This window comes from Pseudomonas extremorientalis (genome assembly GCF_024584605.1).
Classification (GTDB): domain Bacteria; phylum Pseudomonadota; class Gammaproteobacteria; order Pseudomonadales; family Pseudomonadaceae; genus Aquipseudomonas; species Aquipseudomonas extremorientalis.
The window spans coordinates 5,638,975-5,658,937 of the sequence record NZ_CP089519.1; the positions used below are offsets into that span (position 1 = coordinate 5,638,975).

At 59.5% G+C, this 19,963-nt stretch carries 21 protein-coding genes; 18 read left to right on the plus strand and 3 right to left on the minus strand.

Annotation, left to right across the window (positions count from 1 at the left end; translation table 11 throughout):
- Positions 1 to 238 precede the first annotated feature (238 nt).
- The 10 genes from exaC (at position 239) to ycaC (LUU92_RS25565) (ending at position 10,683) form a co-directional block, all read left to right on the plus strand.
- A complete protein-coding gene (gene exaC, locus LUU92_RS25520) occupies positions 239 to 1,759 on the plus strand; it encodes an acetaldehyde dehydrogenase ExaC (RefSeq protein ID WP_257102815.1) in 1,521 nt (506 codons plus the stop codon).
- Positions 1,760 to 1,877: 118 nt separating this feature from the next.
- Positions 1,878 to 3,311, plus strand: coding sequence for an ethanolamine permease (gene eat / locus LUU92_RS25525; RefSeq protein WP_257102816.1), 1,434 nt, complete (start codon positions 1,878 to 1,880; stop codon positions 3,309 to 3,311).
- Positions 3,312 to 3,363: 52 nt separating this feature from the next.
- Entirely contained in the window at positions 3,364 to 4,758 is a 1,395-nt protein-coding gene (locus tag LUU92_RS25530) for an ethanolamine ammonia-lyase subunit EutB (protein WP_257102817.1), read from the plus strand.
- Complete coding sequence (eutC, locus tag LUU92_RS25535; RefSeq protein WP_257102818.1) at positions 4,755 to 5,588, plus strand: ethanolamine ammonia-lyase subunit EutC; 834 nt, start codon at positions 4,755 to 4,757, stop codon at positions 5,586 to 5,588. The genes LUU92_RS25530 and eutC overlap by 4 nt, the downstream gene beginning before the upstream one ends.
- Positions 5,589 to 5,680: 92 nt before the next feature.
- Positions 5,681 to 6,139 (plus strand): GNAT family N-acetyltransferase, encoded by a 459-nt coding sequence (locus LUU92_RS25540; RefSeq protein ID WP_017528964.1) that lies wholly within the window; start codon positions 5,681 to 5,683, stop codon positions 6,137 to 6,139.
- Positions 6,140 to 6,445: 306 nt separating this feature from the next.
- Positions 6,446 to 7,102 carry a DedA family protein gene (locus LUU92_RS25545; RefSeq protein ID WP_028618093.1) on the plus strand — a complete coding sequence of 219 codons (657 nt, stop codon included), beginning with the start codon at positions 6,446 to 6,448 and terminating at the stop codon, positions 7,100 to 7,102.
- A gap of 6 nt (positions 7,103 to 7,108) precedes the next feature.
- Entirely contained in the window at positions 7,109 to 7,924 is an 816-nt protein-coding gene (locus tag LUU92_RS25550; protein ID WP_222540491.1) for a M90 family metallopeptidase, read from the plus strand.
- Positions 7,925 to 8,033: 109 nt separating this feature from the next.
- The gene (gene ppa, locus LUU92_RS25555; RefSeq protein WP_003219382.1) at positions 8,034 to 8,561 is read left to right on the plus strand and encodes an inorganic diphosphatase; all 528 of its coding nucleotides are present in this window, start codon (positions 8,034 to 8,036) and stop codon (positions 8,559 to 8,561) included.
- Positions 8,562 to 8,775: 214 nt separating this feature from the next.
- The gene (locus LUU92_RS25560) at positions 8,776 to 9,552 is read left to right on the plus strand and encodes a LexA family transcriptional regulator (RefSeq protein WP_071489874.1); all 777 of its coding nucleotides are present in this window, start codon (positions 8,776 to 8,778) and stop codon (positions 9,550 to 9,552) included.
- Positions 9,553 to 10,050: 498 nt separating this feature from the next.
- Positions 10,051 to 10,683 (plus strand): isochorismate family cysteine hydrolase YcaC, encoded by a 633-nt coding sequence (gene ycaC, locus LUU92_RS25565; protein ID WP_257102819.1) that lies wholly within the window; start codon positions 10,051 to 10,053, stop codon positions 10,681 to 10,683.
- A gap of 66 nt (positions 10,684 to 10,749) precedes the next feature.
- Here the strand turns inward: ycaC (LUU92_RS25565) and LUU92_RS25570 are convergent, their stop codons facing one another.
- Positions 10,750 to 11,682 carry a nucleotidyl transferase AbiEii/AbiGii toxin family protein gene (locus LUU92_RS25570; protein ID WP_257102820.1) on the minus strand — a complete coding sequence of 311 codons (933 nt, stop codon included), beginning with the start codon at positions 11,680 to 11,682 and terminating at the stop codon, positions 10,750 to 10,752.
- A complete protein-coding gene (locus tag LUU92_RS25575; RefSeq protein WP_093514304.1) occupies positions 11,672 to 12,436 on the minus strand; it encodes a type IV toxin-antitoxin system AbiEi family antitoxin in 765 nt (254 codons plus the stop codon). Before LUU92_RS25575 ends, LUU92_RS25570 begins: the two co-directional genes overlap by 11 nt.
- 208 nt (positions 12,437 to 12,644) lie before the next feature.
- Here LUU92_RS25575 and ycaC (LUU92_RS25580) point away from each other — a divergent pair, with 208 nt between their 5' ends.
- The 3 genes from ycaC (LUU92_RS25580) (at position 12,645) to LUU92_RS25590 (ending at position 14,457) form a co-directional block, all read left to right on the plus strand.
- Positions 12,645 to 13,277 (plus strand): isochorismate family cysteine hydrolase YcaC, encoded by a 633-nt coding sequence (gene ycaC / locus LUU92_RS25580; protein WP_257102821.1) that lies wholly within the window; start codon positions 12,645 to 12,647, stop codon positions 13,275 to 13,277.
- A 149-nt stretch (positions 13,278 to 13,426) separates the two neighbouring features.
- Positions 13,427 to 13,993 carry a hypothetical protein gene (locus LUU92_RS25585; protein ID WP_071489872.1) on the plus strand — a complete coding sequence of 189 codons (567 nt, stop codon included), beginning with the start codon at positions 13,427 to 13,429 and terminating at the stop codon, positions 13,991 to 13,993.
- A 29-nt stretch (positions 13,994 to 14,022) separates the two neighbouring features.
- On the plus strand, positions 14,023 to 14,457 hold the full coding sequence (locus tag LUU92_RS25590; protein WP_071489871.1) for a hypothetical protein: 435 nt from the start codon (positions 14,023 to 14,025) through the stop codon (positions 14,455 to 14,457).
- Positions 14,458 to 14,472: 15 nt separating this feature from the next.
- On the opposite strand, the gene LUU92_RS25595 is transcribed toward LUU92_RS25590, so the two are convergent.
- A complete protein-coding gene (locus LUU92_RS25595) occupies positions 14,473 to 15,504 on the minus strand; it encodes a PDDEXK nuclease domain-containing protein (RefSeq protein ID WP_071489870.1) in 1,032 nt (343 codons plus the stop codon).
- A gap of 186 nt (positions 15,505 to 15,690) precedes the next feature.
- On the opposite strand from LUU92_RS25595, the gene LUU92_RS25600 reads away from it, so the two are divergent.
- The 5 genes from LUU92_RS25600 to dxs all read left to right on the plus strand — a co-directional run bounded on the left by LUU92_RS25600 (position 15,691) and on the right by dxs (position 19,945).
- Positions 15,691 to 16,335 (plus strand): NAD(P)H-dependent oxidoreductase, encoded by a 645-nt coding sequence (locus LUU92_RS25600; protein ID WP_071489869.1) that lies wholly within the window; start codon positions 15,691 to 15,693, stop codon positions 16,333 to 16,335.
- On the plus strand, positions 16,274 to 16,651 hold the full coding sequence (locus LUU92_RS25605; RefSeq protein WP_071489868.1) for a MerR family transcriptional regulator: 378 nt from the start codon (positions 16,274 to 16,276) through the stop codon (positions 16,649 to 16,651). Before LUU92_RS25600 ends, LUU92_RS25605 begins: the two co-directional genes overlap by 62 nt.
- A 158-nt stretch (positions 16,652 to 16,809) precedes the next feature.
- The gene (locus tag LUU92_RS25610; protein ID WP_003176346.1) at positions 16,810 to 17,052 is read left to right on the plus strand and encodes an exodeoxyribonuclease VII small subunit; all 243 of its coding nucleotides are present in this window, start codon (positions 16,810 to 16,812) and stop codon (positions 17,050 to 17,052) included.
- A complete protein-coding gene (ispA, locus tag LUU92_RS25615) occupies positions 17,049 to 17,936 on the plus strand; it encodes a (2E,6E)-farnesyl diphosphate synthase (RefSeq protein ID WP_222540492.1) in 888 nt (295 codons plus the stop codon). Before LUU92_RS25610 ends, ispA begins: the two co-directional genes overlap by 4 nt.
- Positions 17,937 to 18,046: 110 nt before the next feature.
- A complete protein-coding gene (dxs, locus tag LUU92_RS25620) occupies positions 18,047 to 19,945 on the plus strand; it encodes a 1-deoxy-D-xylulose-5-phosphate synthase (RefSeq protein ID WP_257102822.1) in 1,899 nt (632 codons plus the stop codon).
- Positions 19,946 to 19,963 lie beyond the last annotated feature (18 nt).

Genomic DNA, 19,963 nt, shown 5'->3' on the forward strand with positions numbered 1-19,963 from the left:
ATCCCCCAGCCATCCAGGCAATGCAATCCCGTGCCGACCCGCCGGTCACGGGCTGTACCGTTTACGGCACAAACTGTCACACAGGCTGTATCAACCCTGCCACAGCAACGCCTTGCAACAATGCCCAACCCCTTGATTTAGCTGGCTCACACAGCGGTGGCCCAACCTTTGCTCTACGCTTATCAAGCGCTCGTTGCGCTGCGCTCCCAATAAACATAAAAGCCAGGAGATACCCACCATGCGTTACGCACACCCCGGTACTGAAGGCGCCATCGTTTCGTTCAAGGCCAAGTACGGCAACTACATCGGTGGCGAATTCGTTGAGCCGGTCGATGGCAACTATTTCACCAACACTTCGCCGGTCAACGGCAAGGCAATTGCCGAATTCCCGCGCTCCACCGCCAAGGACATCGACAAAGCCCTGGACGCCGCCCACGCCGCCGCCGACGCCTGGGGCAAGACCTCGGCCCAGGACCGTTCGCTGGTGCTGCTGAAGATCGCCGACCGCATCGAACAGAACCTCGAACTGCTGGCCATCACCGAAACCTGGGACAACGGCAAGGCCGTGCGTGAAACCCTCAACGCCGACATCCCGCTGGCGGCCGACCACTTCCGCTACTTCGCCGGCTGCATTCGCGCCCAGGAAGGCACCAGCGCCGAGATCAACGAACACACCGCCTCCTACCACTTCCACGAACCGCTGGGCGTGGTTGGCCAGATCATCCCGTGGAACTTCCCGCTGCTGATGGCCGCGTGGAAACTCGCCCCGGCGCTGGCCGCCGGTAACTGCGTGGTGCTCAAGCCCGCCGAGCAAACCCCGCTGGGCATCAACGTGCTGCTGGAAGTGATCGGCGACCTGCTGCCACCGGGCGTGCTGAACGTGGTGCACGGTTTCGGCAAGGAAGCCGGCGAAGCCCTGGCCACCAGCAAGCGCATCGCCAAGATTGCCTTCACCGGCTCCACCCCGGTGGGTTCGCACATCATGCATGCGGCGGCCGAGAACATTATTCCGTCGACCGTTGAGCTGGGCGGCAAGTCGCCGAACATCTTCTTCGCTGACATCATGAAAGCCGAACCTTCGTTCATCGAAAAGGCCGCCGAAGGCCTGGTGCTGGCGTTCTTCAACCAGGGCGAAGTGTGCACCTGCCCTTCCCGTGCACTGGTGGAAGAATCGATCTACGACGACTTCATGAAAGTGGTGATGAAGAAGATCGAGTCGATCAAACGCGGCGACCCGCTGGATACCGACACGATGGTCGGCGCCCAGGCGTCCGAGCAGCAGTTCGACAAGATCCTGTCCTACCTGGAAATCGCCAAGGGCGAAGGCGCGCAACTGCTGACCGGCGGCAAAGTCGAGAAGCTTACCGGAGACATGGCTGGCGGCTATTACATCCAACCGACCCTGCTCAAAGGCACCAACAGAATGCGCGTGTTCCAGGAAGAAATCTTCGGCCCGGTGGTGAGCATCACCACCTTTAAGGACGAAGCCGAAGCCCTGGCGATTGCCAATGATACCGAGTTCGGCCTGGGCGCCGGCGTATGGACCCGCGACATCAACCGCGCCTACCGCATGGGCCGCGCGATCAAGGCGGGCCGCGTGTGGACCAACTGCTACCACCTGTACCCGGCCCATGCCGCGTTCGGTGGTTACAAGAAGTCCGGCGTTGGCCGTGAAACCCACAAGATGATGTTGGATCACTACCAGCAGACCAAGAACTTGCTGGTGAGTTACGACATTAATCCGCTGGGCTTCTTCTAATTACCCCCTCGCACATTTGAAAGGCAATCAAATGTGGGAGGGGCTTATCCCCTCCCACATTTTGCGTTCGACACAAAGACGCCAAATTAAAAACAATAAGAATGAAAGGTACTTTCCCATGCCTAGCGAACCGACTGGATCTTCTGTCGACTTCGAAAAAGTCGACTCCCAATACTTCCAACAACGCGAACTGAAAAAAGGCGCCGCCGGCTGGGTACTGCTGGTCGGCCTTGGCGTCGCCTACGTGATCTCCGGCGACTACGCCGGCTGGAACTTCGGCCTGGCCCAAGGTGGCTGGGGCGGGATGTTCCTGGCCACATTGCTGATGGCCACCATGTACCTGTGCATGTGTTTTTCCCTGGCCGAGCTGTCTTCCATGATCCCCACCGCCGGCGGTGGCTACGGCTTCGCCCGCAGCGCCTTTGGTCCCTGGGGCGGGTTTCTCACCGGCACCGCGATCCTGATCGAATACGCCATCGCCCCCGCCGCCATCGCGGTGTTTATCGGCGCGTATTGCGAGTCGCTGTTCGGCATTGGCGGCTGGATGATTTACCTGGCGTTCTACATCATTTTTATCGGCATCCACATCTTTGGTGTCGGCGAAGCCTTGAAGCTGATGTTCGTGATTACCGCCGTGGCTGCGATTGCCCTGGGCGTGTTCCTGGTGGCGATGGTGCCGCACTTCAGTGTTGCCAACCTGCTGGACATCCCGGTGACCGAGGCCAAGGGTGCCAGCACCTTCCTGCCGTTCGGCTATGTGGGTGTGTGGGCGGCAATCCCCTATGCCATCTGGTTTTTCCTGGCCGTCGAGGGCGTGCCGCTGGCCGCCGAAGAAACCAAGAACCCCAAGCGCGACCTGCCGCGCGGCCTGATCGGCGCCATTGTGGTGCTGACCAGCTTTGCCCTGCTGATCCTGGTAATAGCACCGGGCGGCGCCGGCACGTACGCGTTGATCAAGTCCGGCAACCCGCTGGTGGAGGCGCTGGCCTTGTCCTATGGCGGCTCGACCTGGATGGGCAGCTTCGTCAACCTGGTAGGCCTGGCGGGCCTGATCGCCAGCTTTTTCTCGATCATCTACGCCTATTCGCGACAAATCTTCGCGCTGTCGCGTGCCGGCTACCTGCCACGCAAACTGTCCGAGACCAACAAAAGCAAGGCGCCCGTGCTGGCGTTGGTGATCCCCGGCATCATCGGCTTTGGCCTATCGCTGACCGGCCAGGGTGACCTGCTGATCCTGGTGGCGGTGTTTGGCGCGACCATTTCCTACGTGCTGATGATGGCCGCGCACATCACCCTGCGCATCCGTCGCCCCAAAATGGACCGTCCGTACCGCACGCCGGGCGGCGTCTTCACCTCCGGCGTTGCCCTCGTGCTGGCCTGCGTGGCCGTGGTAGCGGGCTTTCTGGTGGATCCACGGGTGGTGATTGGCGCCGCGATCATCTATGGAGTATTAATTGCTTACTTTGCTTTCTACAGCCGGCATCACTTGGTAGCGGGCACGCCCGAAGAGGAATTCGCGGCGATCCAGGCCGCAGAGGCCGCCTTGCACTGATAGCCGTAAACCTCGACGCAGGCGCGTGCCTGCGTCGCCAAGGAGACACTGTATGGCAAGTTTTTCCCACGCGGTGGGCGCACAGACCTACCGCTTCGACAGCCTCAAGGACGTAATGGCCAAGGCCAGCCCCGCACGCTCCGGTGACTTTCTCGCCGGCGTCGCCGCACAGAACGACGGTGAACGCGTGGCGGCGCAGATGGCGTTGGCGAATATCCCGCTCAAACACTTTTTAGAAGAAGTGCTGATCCCCTATGAAAGCGATGAAGTCACCCGACTGATCATCGACACCCACGATAAACAGGCGTTTAGCGTGGTCAGCCACCTGACCGTCGGCGGCTTGCGCGACTGGCTGCTCAGCGACGCGGCCGACGAACATTCCCTACGCGCCTTGGCGCCAGGGCTGACACCGGAAATGGCCGCCGCCGTGTCGAAGATCATGCGTGTGCAGGACCTGGTGCTGGTGGCGCAGAAGATCCGCGTGGTCACGCAGTTTCGCGGCACCATGGGCCTGCGCGGGCGCTTGTCCACGCGGCTGCAGCCCAACCATCCTACAGATGAGCCGGCCGGCATCGCCGCGAGCATTCTCGATGGCCTGTTGTACGGCAACGGTGACGCCATGATCGGCATCAACCCGGCTACCGACAGCATCGCCTCCATCTGCGCCATGCTGGAGATGCTCGACGCGATCATCCAGCGCTACGAGATCCCGACCCAGGCCTGCGTACTCACCCACGTCACCACCTCCATCGAGGCGATCAACCGTGGCGTGCCGCTGGACCTGGTGTTCCAGTCGATTGCCGGCACCGAGGCGGCCAACGCCAGCTTCGGCATCAGCCTGAGTGTGCTGCAGGAAGGTTACGAAGCAGGCCTGAGCCTCAATCGCGGCACCTTGGGCCAGAACCTGATGTACTTCGAAACCGGCCAGGGCAGCGCCCTGTCGGCCAACGCGCACTTTGGCGTCGACCAGCAAACCTGCGAAACCCGCGCCTACGCGGTGGCGCGACATTTCAAACCGTTTTTGGTGAATACCGTCGTAGGCTTTATCGGCCCCGAGTACCTGTACAACGGCAAGCAGATCATCCGCGCCGGCCTCGAAGACCACTTCTGCGGCAAGCTGCTCGGCGTGCCGATGGGTTGCGACATCTGTTACACCAACCACGCCGAAGCCGACCAGGACGACATGGACACCCTGCTGACCCTGCTGGGTGTGGCCGGGATCAACTTCATCATGGGCATTCCCGGCTCCGACGACATCATGCTCAACTACCAGACCACTTCGTTCCACGACGCCCTGTACGCCCGCCAAACATTGGGTTTAAAGCCGGCGCCGGAGTTTGAACAGTGGCTGGCGAAGATGGGCATCTTCACGCAAGCCGACGGCAAGGTGCACTTCGGCAACAGCCTGCCACCGGCGTTTCGCCAAGCCTTGGCGCAATTGGGATGAAGGAGCCGCCTGTGCAACTCGACCTGCCTGACAACCCTTGGCTGGAACTGCGCCGCCTGACGCCAGCCCGAATAGCCCTGGGCCGCACCGGCACCAGCATCCCCACTAGCGCGCAGCTGGATTTCCAATTTGCCCACGCCCAGGCACGGGATGCTGTGCACTTGCCCTTCGACCATGCAGGCCTGCGCGGTCAGTTGGCCGAACGCGGGCGTGACAGCCTGTTGCTGCACAGTGCTGCCACTGACCGTCACCTTTACCTGCAACGCCCGGACCTGGGGCGGCGCCTGAGCGATGAGTCAGCCCAGTTGCTGCGCGATCATGCATCGGCCAACCCCGGCGGCGTGGACTTGGCGGTGGTGGTCGCTGATGGCCTGTCGGCACTGGCGGTGCATAAACACACTTTGCCGTTTCTGACGCGCCTGGAAGAACAGAGCAGCGCAGACGGTTGGTCCTTGTCGCCGGTCATTCTGGTGGAACAGGGCCGCGTGGCGGTGGCGGATGAAGTGGGCCAGTTGCTCGGGGCCAAGATGACCGTCATTCTGATCGGCGAACGGCCCGGCCTCAGCTCGCCGGACAGCCTGGGCCTGTATTTCACCTACAACCCCAAGGTCGGCCTCACCGACGCCTACCGCAACTGCATCTCCAATGTGCGCCTGGAAGGCCTGAGCTACGGCATGGCCGCCCACCGCCTGCTTTACTTGATGCGAGAGGCGTGTCGCCGGCAGCTGTCGGGGGTCAATCTCAAGGACGAGGCGCAGGTGCAGACCCTCGAGTCGGATGATCCGGACCTGATGAAAGGCAATTTCCTGCTCAGTTCACCGGATGACTGAACGCTGCACGATTGCGCTTTTTCGCGCCATTAGGCAGCATCGAGTCACGGCCGCTTGTGTGGTCATCCCCCATTTGGAAGTTGAGGCCTGGCATGCGGATTACTCAAGCGACCCTGGAACACCTGGACCTGTTGACCCCGCTGTTCGTCAAATACCGTGAGTTCTACGGGGCGTTGCCGTTCCCGGATTCGTCGCGGGCCTTCCTGGAGAAGCGCCTGCGGCGCAAGGAGTCGGTGATCTACCTGGCCCTGGCGGATGATGATGACAAGAAGCTGCTGGGGTTTTGCCAGCTGTACCCGAGCTTTTCGTCGCTGTCGCTCAAGCGGGTGTGGATCCTCAATGACATCTATGTGGCTGAAGACGCCCGCCGGCAATTGGTGGCGGACAACCTGATGCGCACGGCGAAGAAAATGGCCAAGGAGACCCACGCGGTGCGACTGCGCGTGTCGACCAGCAGCGACAACGAAGTGGCGCAGAAGACCTATGAGTCCATTGGGTTTCGCGAAGACACGGAGTTCAAGAACTACACGCTGCCGATCAGCGAGGATTGATCAACGCTATCAAAAACACCATAAATCCCCTGTGGGAGGGGGCTTGCCCCCGATTGCGGTGGGTCAGTATCAGATGTGTTGACTGACACTACCCCATCGGGGGCAAGCCCCCTCCCACGTTCAGACTGGATGTTTGCCTGAAACTACCACGACATCCTTCGCTACAAAACCAACACGCTTTTCACCTCTCAATCCGTATAATGCGGACCTTTCAGGGTTGTAAGAAATGCGGCATACACTTGTAGCCTTATTACCCGAGCTTCCGCACAGGCCTGCTGAGCCGGGCCATTCACACAGGTGCCATCCATGGATTTCAACCCGCTCGACCTTATCCTGCATCTCGACGTCTACCTCGACCTGCTGGTAACCAATTACGGTCCGTGGATCTACGCCATTCTGTTCCTGGTCATCTTTTGCGAAACCGGCCTGGTGGTCATGCCGTTCCTGCCAGGCGATTCATTGCTGTTCATCGCCGGCGCAGTCGCTGCGGGTGGCGGCATGGACCCGGTGCTGTTGGCCGGCCTGCTGATGCTGGCGGCAATCCTCGGCGACAGCACCAACTATGTGATCGGGCGAACGGCCGGGGAGCGCTTGTTCAGCAACCCGAACTCGAAGATTTTCCGTCGCGACTACCTGCAAAAGACCCACGACTTCTACGACAAACACGGCGGCAAAACCGTGACCCTGGCGCGCTTCCTGCCGATCCTGCGCACGTTCGCGCCGTTCGTTGCCGGCATCGCGAAAATGCCCTACCCGCGCTTCTTCGGCTTCAGCGTATTCGGCACCATCCTCTGGGTCGGCGGCCTGGTAACCCTGGGCTATTTCTTCGGCAATGTGCCGTTCATCAAGAAAAACCTGTCGCTGCTGGTGGTGTTCATCATCCTGCTGTCGCTCGTGCCGATGATCATTGGGGTGTTCCGCAGCCGGTTTGGCCGCACATCCTCCGAAGCCAAGCCGCAGTAACCTGCGATGTGGTCGCTCAGCGCCTGGCGTCGCCGGCGCTTGCTGGCCAAACACCCGATTGCCGATGACACCTGGCAACGGGTGCGCCATCACCTGACCTTCCTCGACGGCATCAGCACCGAGCAGGACCAGTGGCTGCGCGAAGCCTGCGTGCTGTTCCTCGCCGAAAAACACCTGACCGCCCTGCCCGGCGTCGAACTGCATCAGGAACAACGCCTGCTGCTCGCCGCCCAGGCGCAATTGCCGCTGATGAACCTGGGCGACCTCGACTGGTACCAGGGCTTCCACGAAATCGTGCTGTACCCCGACGACTTCCTCAGCCCCCAGCGTCACCGCGACAGCAGCGGCGTCGAACACGAGTGGGACGGCGAACACAGCGGCGAAGCCTGGCAACAAGGTCCGGTGATCCTCGCCTGGCCCGGCGTGCTGGCCAGCGGTCAGTGGGAAGGCTACAACCTGGTCATCCACGAACTAGCCCACAAGCTCGACATGCTCAACGGCGACGCCAACGGCCTGCCGCCGCTGCACCATGACATGCGCGTGCAGGAGTGGGCCAACGTGATGCAGAGCGCCTACGACGATCTCAATCGCCAACTCGATGCCAACCCGGATGCCGAGACCGAGATCGACCCCTACGCCGCCGAAAACCCCGCTGAATTCTTTGCCGTCACCAGCGAATATTTTTTCAGCGCCCCGGATTTGCTGGTCAGCAGTTATCCACAGGTGTACGCCCAACTCAGCCGCTTTTATCGCCAGGATCCCCTGGCCCGCCTCATTCAACTGCAAGCCAGCGACCCGCGCTATCAGCCACCGGGCGAATGACCGTACGACGTCTGGCGCATGGCATCGGCGTCAGAATGTGCCTATAATCGCCGCCACTTTTAGGCCAATCCGGCCATGTTTCATGGCCAATTAACGGGGGCAACGCCCAATGAGCTACAGCAAGATTCCGGCTGGCAAAGACCTGCCGAACGACATCTACGTCGCCATCGAGATTCCGGCCAACCACGCGCCGATCAAATACGAAATCGACAAAGACAGCGACTGCCTGTTCGTTGACCGTTTCATGGCCACCCCGATGTTCTACCCGGCCAACTACGGTTTTATCCCCAACACGCTGGCTGACGACGGTGACCCCCTCGACGTGCTGGTGGTAACCCCTTACCCGGTTACCCCAGGCTCGGTTATCCGTGCGCGTCCAGTCGGCATCCTGAACATGACCGACGACGGCGGCGGCGACGCTAAAGTGATCGCGGTTCCACACGACAAGCTGTCCCAGCTGTACGTGGACGTGAAGGAATACACCGACCTGCCGCCACTGTTGCTGGAGCAGATCAAACACTTCTTCGAGAACTACAAAGACCTCGAAAAAGGCAAATGGGTGAAGATCGACGGTTGGGGCAACGCAGACGCCGCCCGCGCCGAGATCCTGAAGTCGGTTGCCGCCTACAAAGGCTGATACCCGCTCCTCATTGCCCCGGCAATTGAAAAAGCCCCGATTATTCGGGGCTTTTTTTGTGGGAAAAATTAAACGGAAAGTTCAATGATTTATAAACAACGTTTAGTTTAAATCAAAATCCGAAGTATCAGGCTACAACTAAGTAAATCCCTACAAGCGCAACTCAACGCATGGTTTATTTGATCTGTAATTCCGGCCAGTAAACTCTGCGTTTATGAATACATCAGGTGATCGTTTAAAAGCGCTACTACAGGAAGTTCATCTTTCCGCCTCCGACTTCGCCAAGAACCGCGGTGTCACGCCCCAGCACGTGAACAACTGGTTCAAGCGCGGTGTACCCATGGGCCGACTCAACGAGATCGCAGAACTGCTGTGCATCTCCAGCCGTTGGCTGCGCACCGGCGAAGGCCCCAAACACCCACCGGCCAACTTCCTGCTGGATGGCCCGAGCTCACGAAAAGGACTGCCCACCACCCGCGAAGCCAGCGGCAAATACCTCACAGGCCCCGCCTGCCTCCCGGAAAAAACCGACGTGGAGATCGATCTCCACCCTTCATTCACCTCCAACGAGCGCATCCGCCTCTCGCTGCACACCCTTCAGGCCCTGAACGTAAACCCCGACCGCGCTTTGGGCGCCTACATGGTCGACAACAGCATGATCGACATCATCCAACAAGGCGCCACCCTCGCCATCGACCGAGGCCGCACGCAAATCATCGACGGCGAGATCTACGCGGTAGAACACGATGGCATGCTGCGCATCAAATACCTCTACAACAGGCCCGGCGGAGGTTTGCGCATGCGCAGTCACAATGCCGGCGAGCATCCCGACGAATACCTCACCTACGAACAACGCTTTGAGCAGAACTTCCAGATTGTGGGGTGGGTATTCTGGTGGTCCACCCTGAATAACCGACGCCCGCCTGTGCCACTGGATGAACATCTGTTGGGCTGGGAAGGCTCTAAATCGGACCCGGAGGTGGGCAACTGAGGTGAATATGGGTATCATGCGCCGCACATTCGGCAGGGGGTGGCTTTACGCTATCCACCTTGCCTGGCGAAGCGGAGGAGTTCCCGCGGATGCCCCTACTATCCAGCCAGACGTGTTGTGGGCTGAGCGATTTGAAGGCTGGTGAGGTTTGTCAAAAACAAGCTGAGGCAGTCCCCGAGAAGCCGGCCACAAGCCGGCTTTTTAATGCCCGTGAAAATCCCAAGTCAATTGTCCAGCAAGCTGCTGGACAATTGAATGACCAAAAGCGGGCGGCTTACAGTCCGATTCGCCACCCTCTTCTCCATCTCCATCAAATACAACACCGCCCTCTGCGGCGTACCCAGTGGCTCCCCAAGCACCCGCGACGTAGCTACCATTGTCCCCTATGAGTTGACGGTATTACCTATCCCAACCGATTTATCCCCCACAGCCCACCTATTAATCTATGCCCATGTTGAACGCAACGCCCAACCAACCTGAACAAAAAAGGATTCAACCATGAGCACTGCAACCTACAACCGCTTGAACAAAGACGACGCCGTAGTCCTGCTGGTCGACCACCAGACCGGCCTGATTTCCCTGGTACAGGACTTCTCGCCCAACGAGTTCAAGAACAACGTGCTCGCCCTGGCTGACCTGGCCAAGTTCTTCAACCTGCCGACCATCCTCACCACCAGCTTCGAGCAAGGCCCCAATGGCCCGCTGGTGCCGGAACTGAAAGAGATGTTCCCGGACGCGCCCTACATCGCCCGCCCTGGTCAGATCAATGCGTGGGATAACGAAGACTTCGTCAAGGCAATCAAGGCCACCGGTCGCAAGCAGATCATCATTGCCGGCGTGGTCACCGATGTGTGCGTAGCGTTCCCGACCCTGTCGGCGCTGGCGGAAGGGTTTGAGGTGTTTGTGGTGACCGATGCGTCGGGCACGTTCAATACCACGGTGCAGCAGGCGGCGTGGAGCCGGATGACCCAGGCGGGTGCGCAGTTGATGAACTGGTTCTCGGTGGCGTGTGAGTTGCACCGCGACTGGCGCAACGATATCGAGGGCCTAGGGAACCTGTTGTCCCAGCGCATCCCTAACTATCGCAACTTGATGAATGGTTACTCGGCGTTGACAGCCAATCAGAAGTAAATCAACCGAACCTCGCAACAAGCCTGCCCTGAAAAGCAGGCTTTTGTTGCTGTGCGCAGGCCACTGTTAAAACGGTGCCCCGACCAACATTTGTCCGGCTACACGGTCCAGCACTGCAAATGCCTCTTCACGCTTTTCAACAGACATTCCAGCAATATTGCGTAGCTTCCATTGCACCGCCGGCAGCTTATCAATACCGTCCAGGGCCAGCAGCGCCCAATCAGGCTTTGCACGCTTGAGTGAAAGCAAAAAAGCAGCATCTTGCGCACAAAACTGCTGCCGTATCGCTTCAAGCAACCCATGCCGGGTACTCTCCAACTGTTCAAGCGTGACAGGCTCACGCGTCATGCCGGCAAACTCCGCTTGGAATATGCCCGCTAGCGGTTTCCACCGTGGAGCGAGCAGCTCGCTCATCGGCCTTCGATGACTGATCAGGTACACCAGAAAACCCTCGAATATTTCCCGCGTCAGCCCCTCCTCGCGAAGCATCAGCATCACGTCAAAAAGATCCCTGGGGTGCTGTCGATCCAGCGCAGCGCAAATCTTGCCACCGTACAAATCGGGCAACGAGACCACCGGGATAGCAGCGAACCCGAATTGATCTTCAACCAACGCCACGACGTCACGCTCTTGCGGCGCGTGAACAGTGCCCCGCATCACAGGCGAAACTTCGATCTTGATTTGAGCAGACGGGCTGCGTACCAGCACTCGCAGTTCATCGTCTCGATTTGCCTGGACCGTCGCACCGACGTGAGGTAAGCCTTGCCCAACCGCATCAGCGATGCGTTGGAGCGCCAGACGGACATCGCCTAATGCCTGTTGGCGATCAGAACTGGGCAGGTACGCCAGGTCTATGTCCACCGACAGACGAGGGAGATCACGTATGAACAGATTGATGGCCGTCCCCCCTTTCAGGGCAAAACACCGCTCTGCCGCTACGTGAGGGATGACCTGGACCAACAATCGAACCTGAGCGGCATAACGGGCATCAAGCGCCACTGGCAAAACTCTCCGGCACGGTGATTAGGAACTCTTTATCGAGTCGACCACCCCGGATGATTTGGCGCTTGCCTTTACCTAGATCAATGCTGGAAAGGTCTATTCGCTCGTACCACACGTGCCGCGCGTTTCGCGCCAGCAGGAGGAAAACACGTTTGACGCGAATCGAGTTGCACGCGTCAAGCAACTTCTGCAGGCGCCTGGGGCTCAGTGAGCCCAAACCAGTGAACACATCAGCGACATGACTGAAGAGCATCTCGTCAGCGGTTTGATGAATAAGCTCGAGTACGGCGCGTTCCGGGGTTGCGATTTTTAACTCAAATCGGCTGTAAGGGACCTGGAAAACTTGTAACCCCATATCTTCCATTTCCGCGAAGAGGCCACCGGGATAGAAGTTCACGTCGACATCCCAAGGGTACTTGCGGAACCAGCCCGCAAGCACAGCGCCCGGTGTTCCGAACAGATCGACGGTCTGTTTTCCAAAGGCGAGGTAATGGCTGTAGCCGAGCAAACTCAACGCCGTCGCGCCGCCCGGCCAAATACGTGCCGATGCATCTTGCTGCAAAGCGAATACCCCGCCCTGCCAATCCAGGTCATCGCCGCAGCGTTTCCACGCGCCATGGCCCACCCGCTCTACCCAACCACTGCGCTGATACTTTTGGATCAGGCTGGGGCCGACGCCATGGCTATGCAGCCAGGCTTGCGTCGCAACGGAACCCGGTGCCCAACCAGCCAGCAGGCGGTTTATTTTCATGATAAATAAGCACCTATAAGTTTATATTTTCCATAAATACTAAACCATCCTTGAGATCATTTCTGCGATAAACCACAGATAAACAATCGTCTCCTTTGAGTTGACGGTATTACCTATCCCAACCGATTTATCCCCCACAGCCCACCCATTAATCTGTGCCCATGTTGAACGCAACGCCCAACCAACCTGAACAAAAAAGGATTCAACCATGAGCACTGCAACCTACAACCGCTTGAACAAAGACGACGCCGTAGTCCTGCTGGTCGACCACCAGACCGGCCTGATTTCCCTGGTACAGGACTTCTCGCCCAACGAGTTCAAGAACAACGTGCTCGCCCTGGCTGACCTGGCCAAGTTCTTCAACCTGCCGACCATCCTCACCACCAGCTTCGAGCAAGGCCCTAATGGCCCGTTGGTGCCGGAGCTCAAAGAGATGTTCCCGGACGCGCCGTATATCGCCCGCCCAGGCCAGATCAATGCGTGGGATAACGAAGACTTCGTCAAGGCGATCAAAGCCACCGGTCGCAAGCAGATCATCATTGCCGGCGTGGTCACCGATGTGTGCGTAGCGTTCCCGACCCTGCCGGCGCTGGCGGAAGGGTTTGAGGTGTTTGTGGTGACCGATGCGTCGGGCACGTTCAATACCACGGTGCAGCAGGCGGCGTGGAGCCGGATGACCCAGGCGGGTGCGCAGTTGATGAACTGGTTCTCGGTGGCGTGTGAGTTGCACCGCGACTGGCGCAACGATATCGAGGGCCTGGGGAACCTGTTGTCCCAGCGCATTCCCAACTATCGCAACTTGATGAATGGGTATGCGGCATTGACGGCGCGTAAGGACTAATTCAACCGCTGCACACACTAAGCCTGCCTTGAAACGCAGGCTTTTTTGGTTAACTAGCAATGCGCCATTAGCACACTCGCCCTAATTGAGACGGCACCGCCTCACCACTAAAGTCCTTCGCTTATTTCGAGTCTCAAGGAAGGACGCTATTGAATACCTTAACCAAAATCGGGCGCTGCCTGGCACTGCTGCCCGTCTTGCTGATCAGCACAACGTCGGTATTGGCCGATGAAGAAACACCGATCGGCGACTGGTCGATCATCTACGGCAGCGGTCGGGCCCATAAAAACGTGATGTATGTGGCCGATCGCACTTCGGTGGTGCCGTCGAACCACAACAAGGGCGCAAAACTGGTGGCCGTCACGGTGGTGTATGAAGAACCGGGCAAGCCCATGATCGATGTGTACAACATCGAAGTGCAGTGCTCCACGCGCAAGCTGCGCTTTCTTAACGGGCAGTCGGTTGCGCCATTTTCCTACACCCTTACGCACTTGAAGGTCTCCAACACGTGGCAGACGCCGAAGGAGTTCTGGCTCGACCGCACGCTCGCGTATGTCTGCGAACCGGGCAAGAGCAAGGACACCATCGCCATGGGCAAGATGACCCACCTGCAGATGATCCAGACCACCAAGGCCATGTTCCAGCAATTGGGGCCGACTCAGGAGAAGAGCCAGATGATCGATGACCTCGACGACATGCTGGGCAACAAGCGCTGAGCAACACTCACCTACAAGAAGGATTCACCATGCCTAAATGGACAAGGCTGTTGCTGGCTGGGCTTTGGTTGCCCGCCGTGCTGTTTATCAACGGGTGCCACCTTATTGCACAATCGCGCTGGGAAGGCCGGGACGTGCAAGAGGCGTTGGATTTGTTCGGCAAGCCCGACTCGATGAAGAAGCAGAATGCGCCCAATGGCGACACGCAGGTGGTGATGACCTGGCACAAATCCTCTTCATGGACGACCACTGAAGCCGCCGGGACTTCAATGAATCACACCGGGAACGGGATGGTGTACACCGAGTATTACCAGCAGGTCGGGCACAGTTCGGATTGCAAGCTGGAAGCCACGGTGGATAAGACGAAGAAGATCGTGCTGTTCAGGATTGAGGATGGCCGGATCCTGCATGGCAAGTGCCTGAATGTGCCATTTGTGCCGGGGTACATTCCGCCGGGGTTTTGAGGCTATCAGTCGGTTTTAACCCGCCAGCTCCCGCTCGATCTGCTCGATGCTTGGCAGGCTGGTTCGTAGCTCTGCGGGCAACGACTCAACCAGTTGATATTCCGCTACACCAATCGGCCGATTGTTATCGCGCAACGCATATTCGGCGACGACTTCGTTCTTGCTCTTGCACAACAGCAGGCCGATGGTGGGCCCGTCTTGTGGATGTTTAAGCTGGGCATCGACGGCAGCCAGATAAAAGCTCAGTTTCCCCAGATGCTCGGGTTTGAACTTGCCGGCTTTCAGTTCGATGACCACGTAGCAGCGTAGCTTCACGTGATAGAACAGCAGGTCGACAAAGAACTCATCGCCTCCGACATCCAGCAGTACTTGCTGGCCGACAAAGGCGAAACCGGCGCCCAACTCCAACAAAAAGTCGGTGACGTGCTTGATCAAGGCGTTTTCTATGTCGCGCTCCTGCGCGTCCAGGGCCAGGCTGAGGAAGTCAAAACGGTAAGGGTCTTTCAGCGACTCACGCGCCAGGTCGGATTGCGGTTTGGGCAGGTGGGTCTCGAAGTTGCTGACCGCCTTGCCACTGCGCTCCAACAAGCGGTTTTCGATGTGCATCACCAGCGAGTTACGCGACCAGTTGTTCTCTATCGCCTGGGCTATGTACCAGCGGCGGGTTTCGGGGCCGGGGAGTTTGTCCAGTAATGCCAAATGGTGATACCAGGGCAATTGTGCAAGCACCTCTTGCACAAATTCAGCATCTGGCCACGCCTCGGCAAAAGCACGCATGTACTTGAGATTTCGCGGCGAAAAACCCTTCATTCGGGGAAAGGCCGCACGCAAATCCTGGGCAAGTCGATCAATGACTTTGCTGCCCCAACCCTGCTCCGCCTGGCGGGTCAAAATGTCGTGGCCAATCTGCCAATAGAGCAGCACCAATTCCCGATTCACCGCCAGTGTTGCGCGCTGTTGCGCCGCATGAATACGGCCTTTCAGGTCGGTCAGCCAGTCACTGTAGCCCGCTGGTGGTGCGGTCAAGCCGATACAGGGTTCGCTCATGCCATGTCACTCTGGAGGTTTGAGGCAGGCTAGTCAGGCGCATTGACGGTCACAAGGGGCGAAGGTCGTTCCAGGAAGGCCCCTTCAATAACCACAGAAACGTCCTGCTGGCCATTGCGGACTACTGACTTGACTCTCCCCTATACAGCAGCCTTTACCCTGGAACACCCTGTTCAGGACCTCCCCATGACCCCGCGTACCCTGGTGATCCTCGGCCATCCTTCCGCCTCCAGCTTTTGTTCAGCCCTGGCCGATACCTACATCCAGGCGGCAAAAACCGCCGGCCATGAAGTACGTGTCGTACGCTTGGGCGACCTGGCTTTCGACCCCGTCCTTCATCACGGTTACACCCAGATTCAGCCGCTGGAGCCCGACCTGCTCAGCGCGCAATCCGACATCCTCTGGGCCACTCACCTGACATTTGTCTTCCCGATCTGGTGGGGTGGCATCCCGGCGTTGATGAAGGGCTTTATCGACCGAATCTTCCTACCCGGTTTTGCCTTTAAATACCGAGCGGGCAAGGCTTTTCCTGACAAACTGCTCCACGGCCGAACGGCACATCTACTGGTGACCCTGGACACGCCGCCATGGTATTACCGTTGGTTCTATCGCATGCCGGGCATTCACCAGATGCGCAAGACCACGCTGGGGCTTTGTGGTGTCAAGACTGCAAACACGCTGCTGTTCGGGCCGGTGCTGGGCTCCACTGCGGCGCAGCGGGATAAATGGCTGAAACAGGCCGGCGCTTTAACGGAAAAAAGGAGTTTTCATGTACATCGGCAAAGCCGCGCAGTTGTCGGGCACGACCATCAAGGCGATTCGTCACTATGAGGCGATCGGACTGCTGCCAGAACCGCGGCGTCAGGGCCAATACCGGGTCTATTCGGCGCAGAACGTTGAGCTGCTGATGTTTATCAAGTGCGCGCAGCAATTGGGGTTCAAGCTCAAGGAGTTGCAGGAGATTCTTGCAGGTCACGTAGGCGATGTATTGCCCTGGGAGCGGGCGGACCAGGCAATCGCAGACAAGAAGCAGGAACTAGCCCTGAAAATTGCCGCGCTACAGGAAATGCACGTGGGATTGCAGACATTTGAAGCACAGTTGAAAACATCACAAGAACAATGCTCGTCAATGGCGCAAAGATCCTGACCGGCGGTGAGCCGAATAAAATGGGTATACGGCTCATTTGATGAGCCGAATAGGGCGCTTATTCGGCTCACCGCCTGAACACCCTCCCCCGCTTATTTGCCCAGAATCCCCATGTCTGCTAGTGTCCCGCCGGTTTACCGTCTACCGGAATAGCCGCCATGGCCCGCAAAAAAGTTGCACTCGATTTCGAACAATCCCTCGCCGACCTGCAAACCCTGGTCGAGCGGCTGGAGAACGGCGAGTTGTCGCTGGAAGACTCGCTGACGGCGTTTGAGCAAGGCATCGGCCTGACCCGTGACTGCCAGAGCGCGTTGGCGCAGGCGGAGCAGAAGGTGCAGGTGTTGCTGGAACGGGACGGGGAGTTGGCCGAAGAACCTTTCGATGCGGAACAGCCCGAATGATCGACGCGTATCAGGCCAGTAGCCAAGCCCGGGTCAATGCGGCGTTGGAACCCTTGTTTGTTGCGCCAAGCCCCGAACTCAAGCGTCTTTATGAAGCCATGCGCTACAGCGTGATGAATGGCGGCAAGCGCGTGCGTCCGTTGCTGGCCTATGCAGCGTGCGAAGCCTTGGGCGCAGCCGCCGAACAGGCCAACGGCGCGGCCTGTGCGGTGGAGTTGATCCACGCCTACTCCCTGGTGCATGACGATTTGCCGGCGATGGACGACGACGATTTGCGTCGCGGCCAGCCCACCACCCACAAAGCCTTCGATGAAGCCTGCGCGATCCTCGCCGGTGATGGCCTGCAAAGCCTGGCGTTCAGCGCACTGCTGGACCCGGCATTGAGCAGCGTGAATGCCGAGATCCGCTTGCGCATGGTCACCGCCCTGGCGATGGCGGCAGGCCCGGCCGGCATGGTCGGCGGCCAGGCCATCGACCTCGGCTCGGTCGGCCAGAAGCTTGATCAACAGGCGCTGGAATACATGCACCGCCACAAGACCGGTGCCCTGATCGAGGCCGCCGTACACCTGGGAGCACTTGCCAGCGGGCGGGCCGAAGCCGCTCAGTTGGCCTCGCTGAAGACCTACGCGCGGGCCATTGGCCTGGCATTCCAGGTGCAGGACGACATTCTCGACGTAGAAAGTGACACGGCCACCCTGGGCAAACGCCAAGGCGCCGATATCGCTCGGGACAAACCGACTTATCCTGCGCTGCTCGGGCTGCAAGCCGCCAAGGCCTATGCCCTGGAACTGCGCGACCAGGCCCTGGATGCCCTGCGACCTTTCGACGCGGCGGCCGAGCCACTGCGTGACCTGGCGCGGTATATCGTCGAACGTCGGCACTGATAACGGCGGCCTTTGCGGCCGCATATCGGCCAAGTTCGGCGCTCCGCGTGGGCAGTTTGCGATGCTTGAGGTAAACTGCCGCCTCTTCTATACCTATAACGATTCGCCTGATGCCCACGACGTTTCAAGAGATTCCCCGCAAGCGCCCGTCCACGCCCCTGCTCGACCGTGCTGTCACGCCGGCCGGCCTGCGTCGACTCGGTGAAGCCGAGCTGGAAACCCTGGCAGATGAGTTGCGCCTGGAATTGCTCTACACGGTCGGCCAGACCGGTGGGCATTTTGGTGCCGGCCTGGGCGTCATCGAGCTGACCATCGCCCTGCATTACGTGTTCGACACCCCGGACGACCGGCTGGTGTGGGACGTGGGCCATCAGGCGTACCCGCATAAAATCCTCACGGGCCGCCGCGAGCAAATGGGCACCCTGCGCCAGAAGGACGGCATTGCCGCCTTCCCGCGCCGCGCCGAGAGCGAGTACGACACCTTCGGCGTCGGCCACTCCAGCACCTCCATCAGTGCCGCGCTGGGCATGGCGATTGCCGCCCGCCTGCAAGGCAGCGACCGCAAGGCGATCGCGGTGATCGGTGATGGCGCGCTGACCGCCGGCATGGCGTTCGAAGCGCTCAACCATGCACCGGAAGTGGACGCCAATATGCTGGTGATCCTCAACGACAACGATATGTCGATCTCGCGCAACGTCGGTGGCCTGTCCAATTACCTGGCCAAGATCCTCTCCAGCCGCACGTATGCGAGCATGCGTGAAGGCAGCAAGAAGGTGCTCTCGCGCCTGCCCGGCGCGTGGGAAATTGCCCGGCGCACCGAAGAGTATGCCAAGGGCATGCTGGTGCCCGGCACGCTGTTCGAAGAGCTGGGCTGGAATTACATCGGCCCCATCGATGGTCACGACCTGCCGACCCTGATCGCCACGCTGCGCAACATGCGTGACCTCAAGGGCCCGCAGTTCCTGCATATCGTCACCAAGAAAGGCAAAGGCTTCGCCCCGGCGGAAGTCGACCCGATTGGCTATCACGCCATCACCAAGCTGGAACCCCTGGACGCTCCTGCCGCCGCGCCGAAAAAGGCCAGCGGGCCGAAGTACTCCGGTGTGTTCGGCGAATGGCTGTGCGACATGGCCACCGCCGACCCGCGCTTGGTGGGCATTACCCCGGCGATGAAGGAAGGCTCCGACCTGGTGGCGTTCAGCGAGCGTTTCCCGCTGCGCTACTTCGACGTGGCAATTGCCGAGCAGCACGCGGTCACGTTTGCCGCCGGCATGGCCTGCGAAGGCGCCAAGCCAGTAGTAGCGATCTACTCCACGTTCCTGCAGCGTGGCTACGACCAGTTGGTGCATGACGTGGCAGTGCAGAACCTCGACGTACTGTTCGCCATCGACCGCGCTGGCCTGGTGGGCGAAGACGGCCCGACCCACGCCGGCAGCTTCGACCTGTCCTACCTGCGTTGCATCCCCGGCATGCTGGTGATGACGCCAAGTGATGAAAACGAACTGCGCAAGATGCTCAGCACCGGCCACCTGTATAACGGCCCGGCCGCCGTACGTTACCCGCGCGGCAATGGCCCGAATGCGGTGATCGAAAAGGACCTGGAGCCTATCGAGATCGGCAAGGGCATCGTGCGTCGCCAAGGCAGCAAGACCGCTTTCCTGGTGTTCGGCGTGCAATTGGCCGAAGCGCTGAAAGTCGCCGAGAAGATCGACGCCACCGTGGTCGACATGCGTTTCGTCAAACCGTTGGACGAAGCCTTGGTACACGAGATTGCCGGCAACCATGAGCTGCTGGTGACCGTCGAAGAAAACGCAATAATGGGTGGCGCCGGTGCGGCGGTCAGCGAGTTCCTGGCGCGGGAGAATATCCTCAAGTCGGTGCTGCACCTGGGCTTGCCGGATGTGTATGTCGAACACGCCAAGCCGGCGCAGATGCTGGCCGAGTGTGGGTTGGATGAGGCCGGCATTGAGGCATCGGTGCGCGAGCGCATGGCACTGCTGGGCCTGTAGAAACCGGATCAACATGTG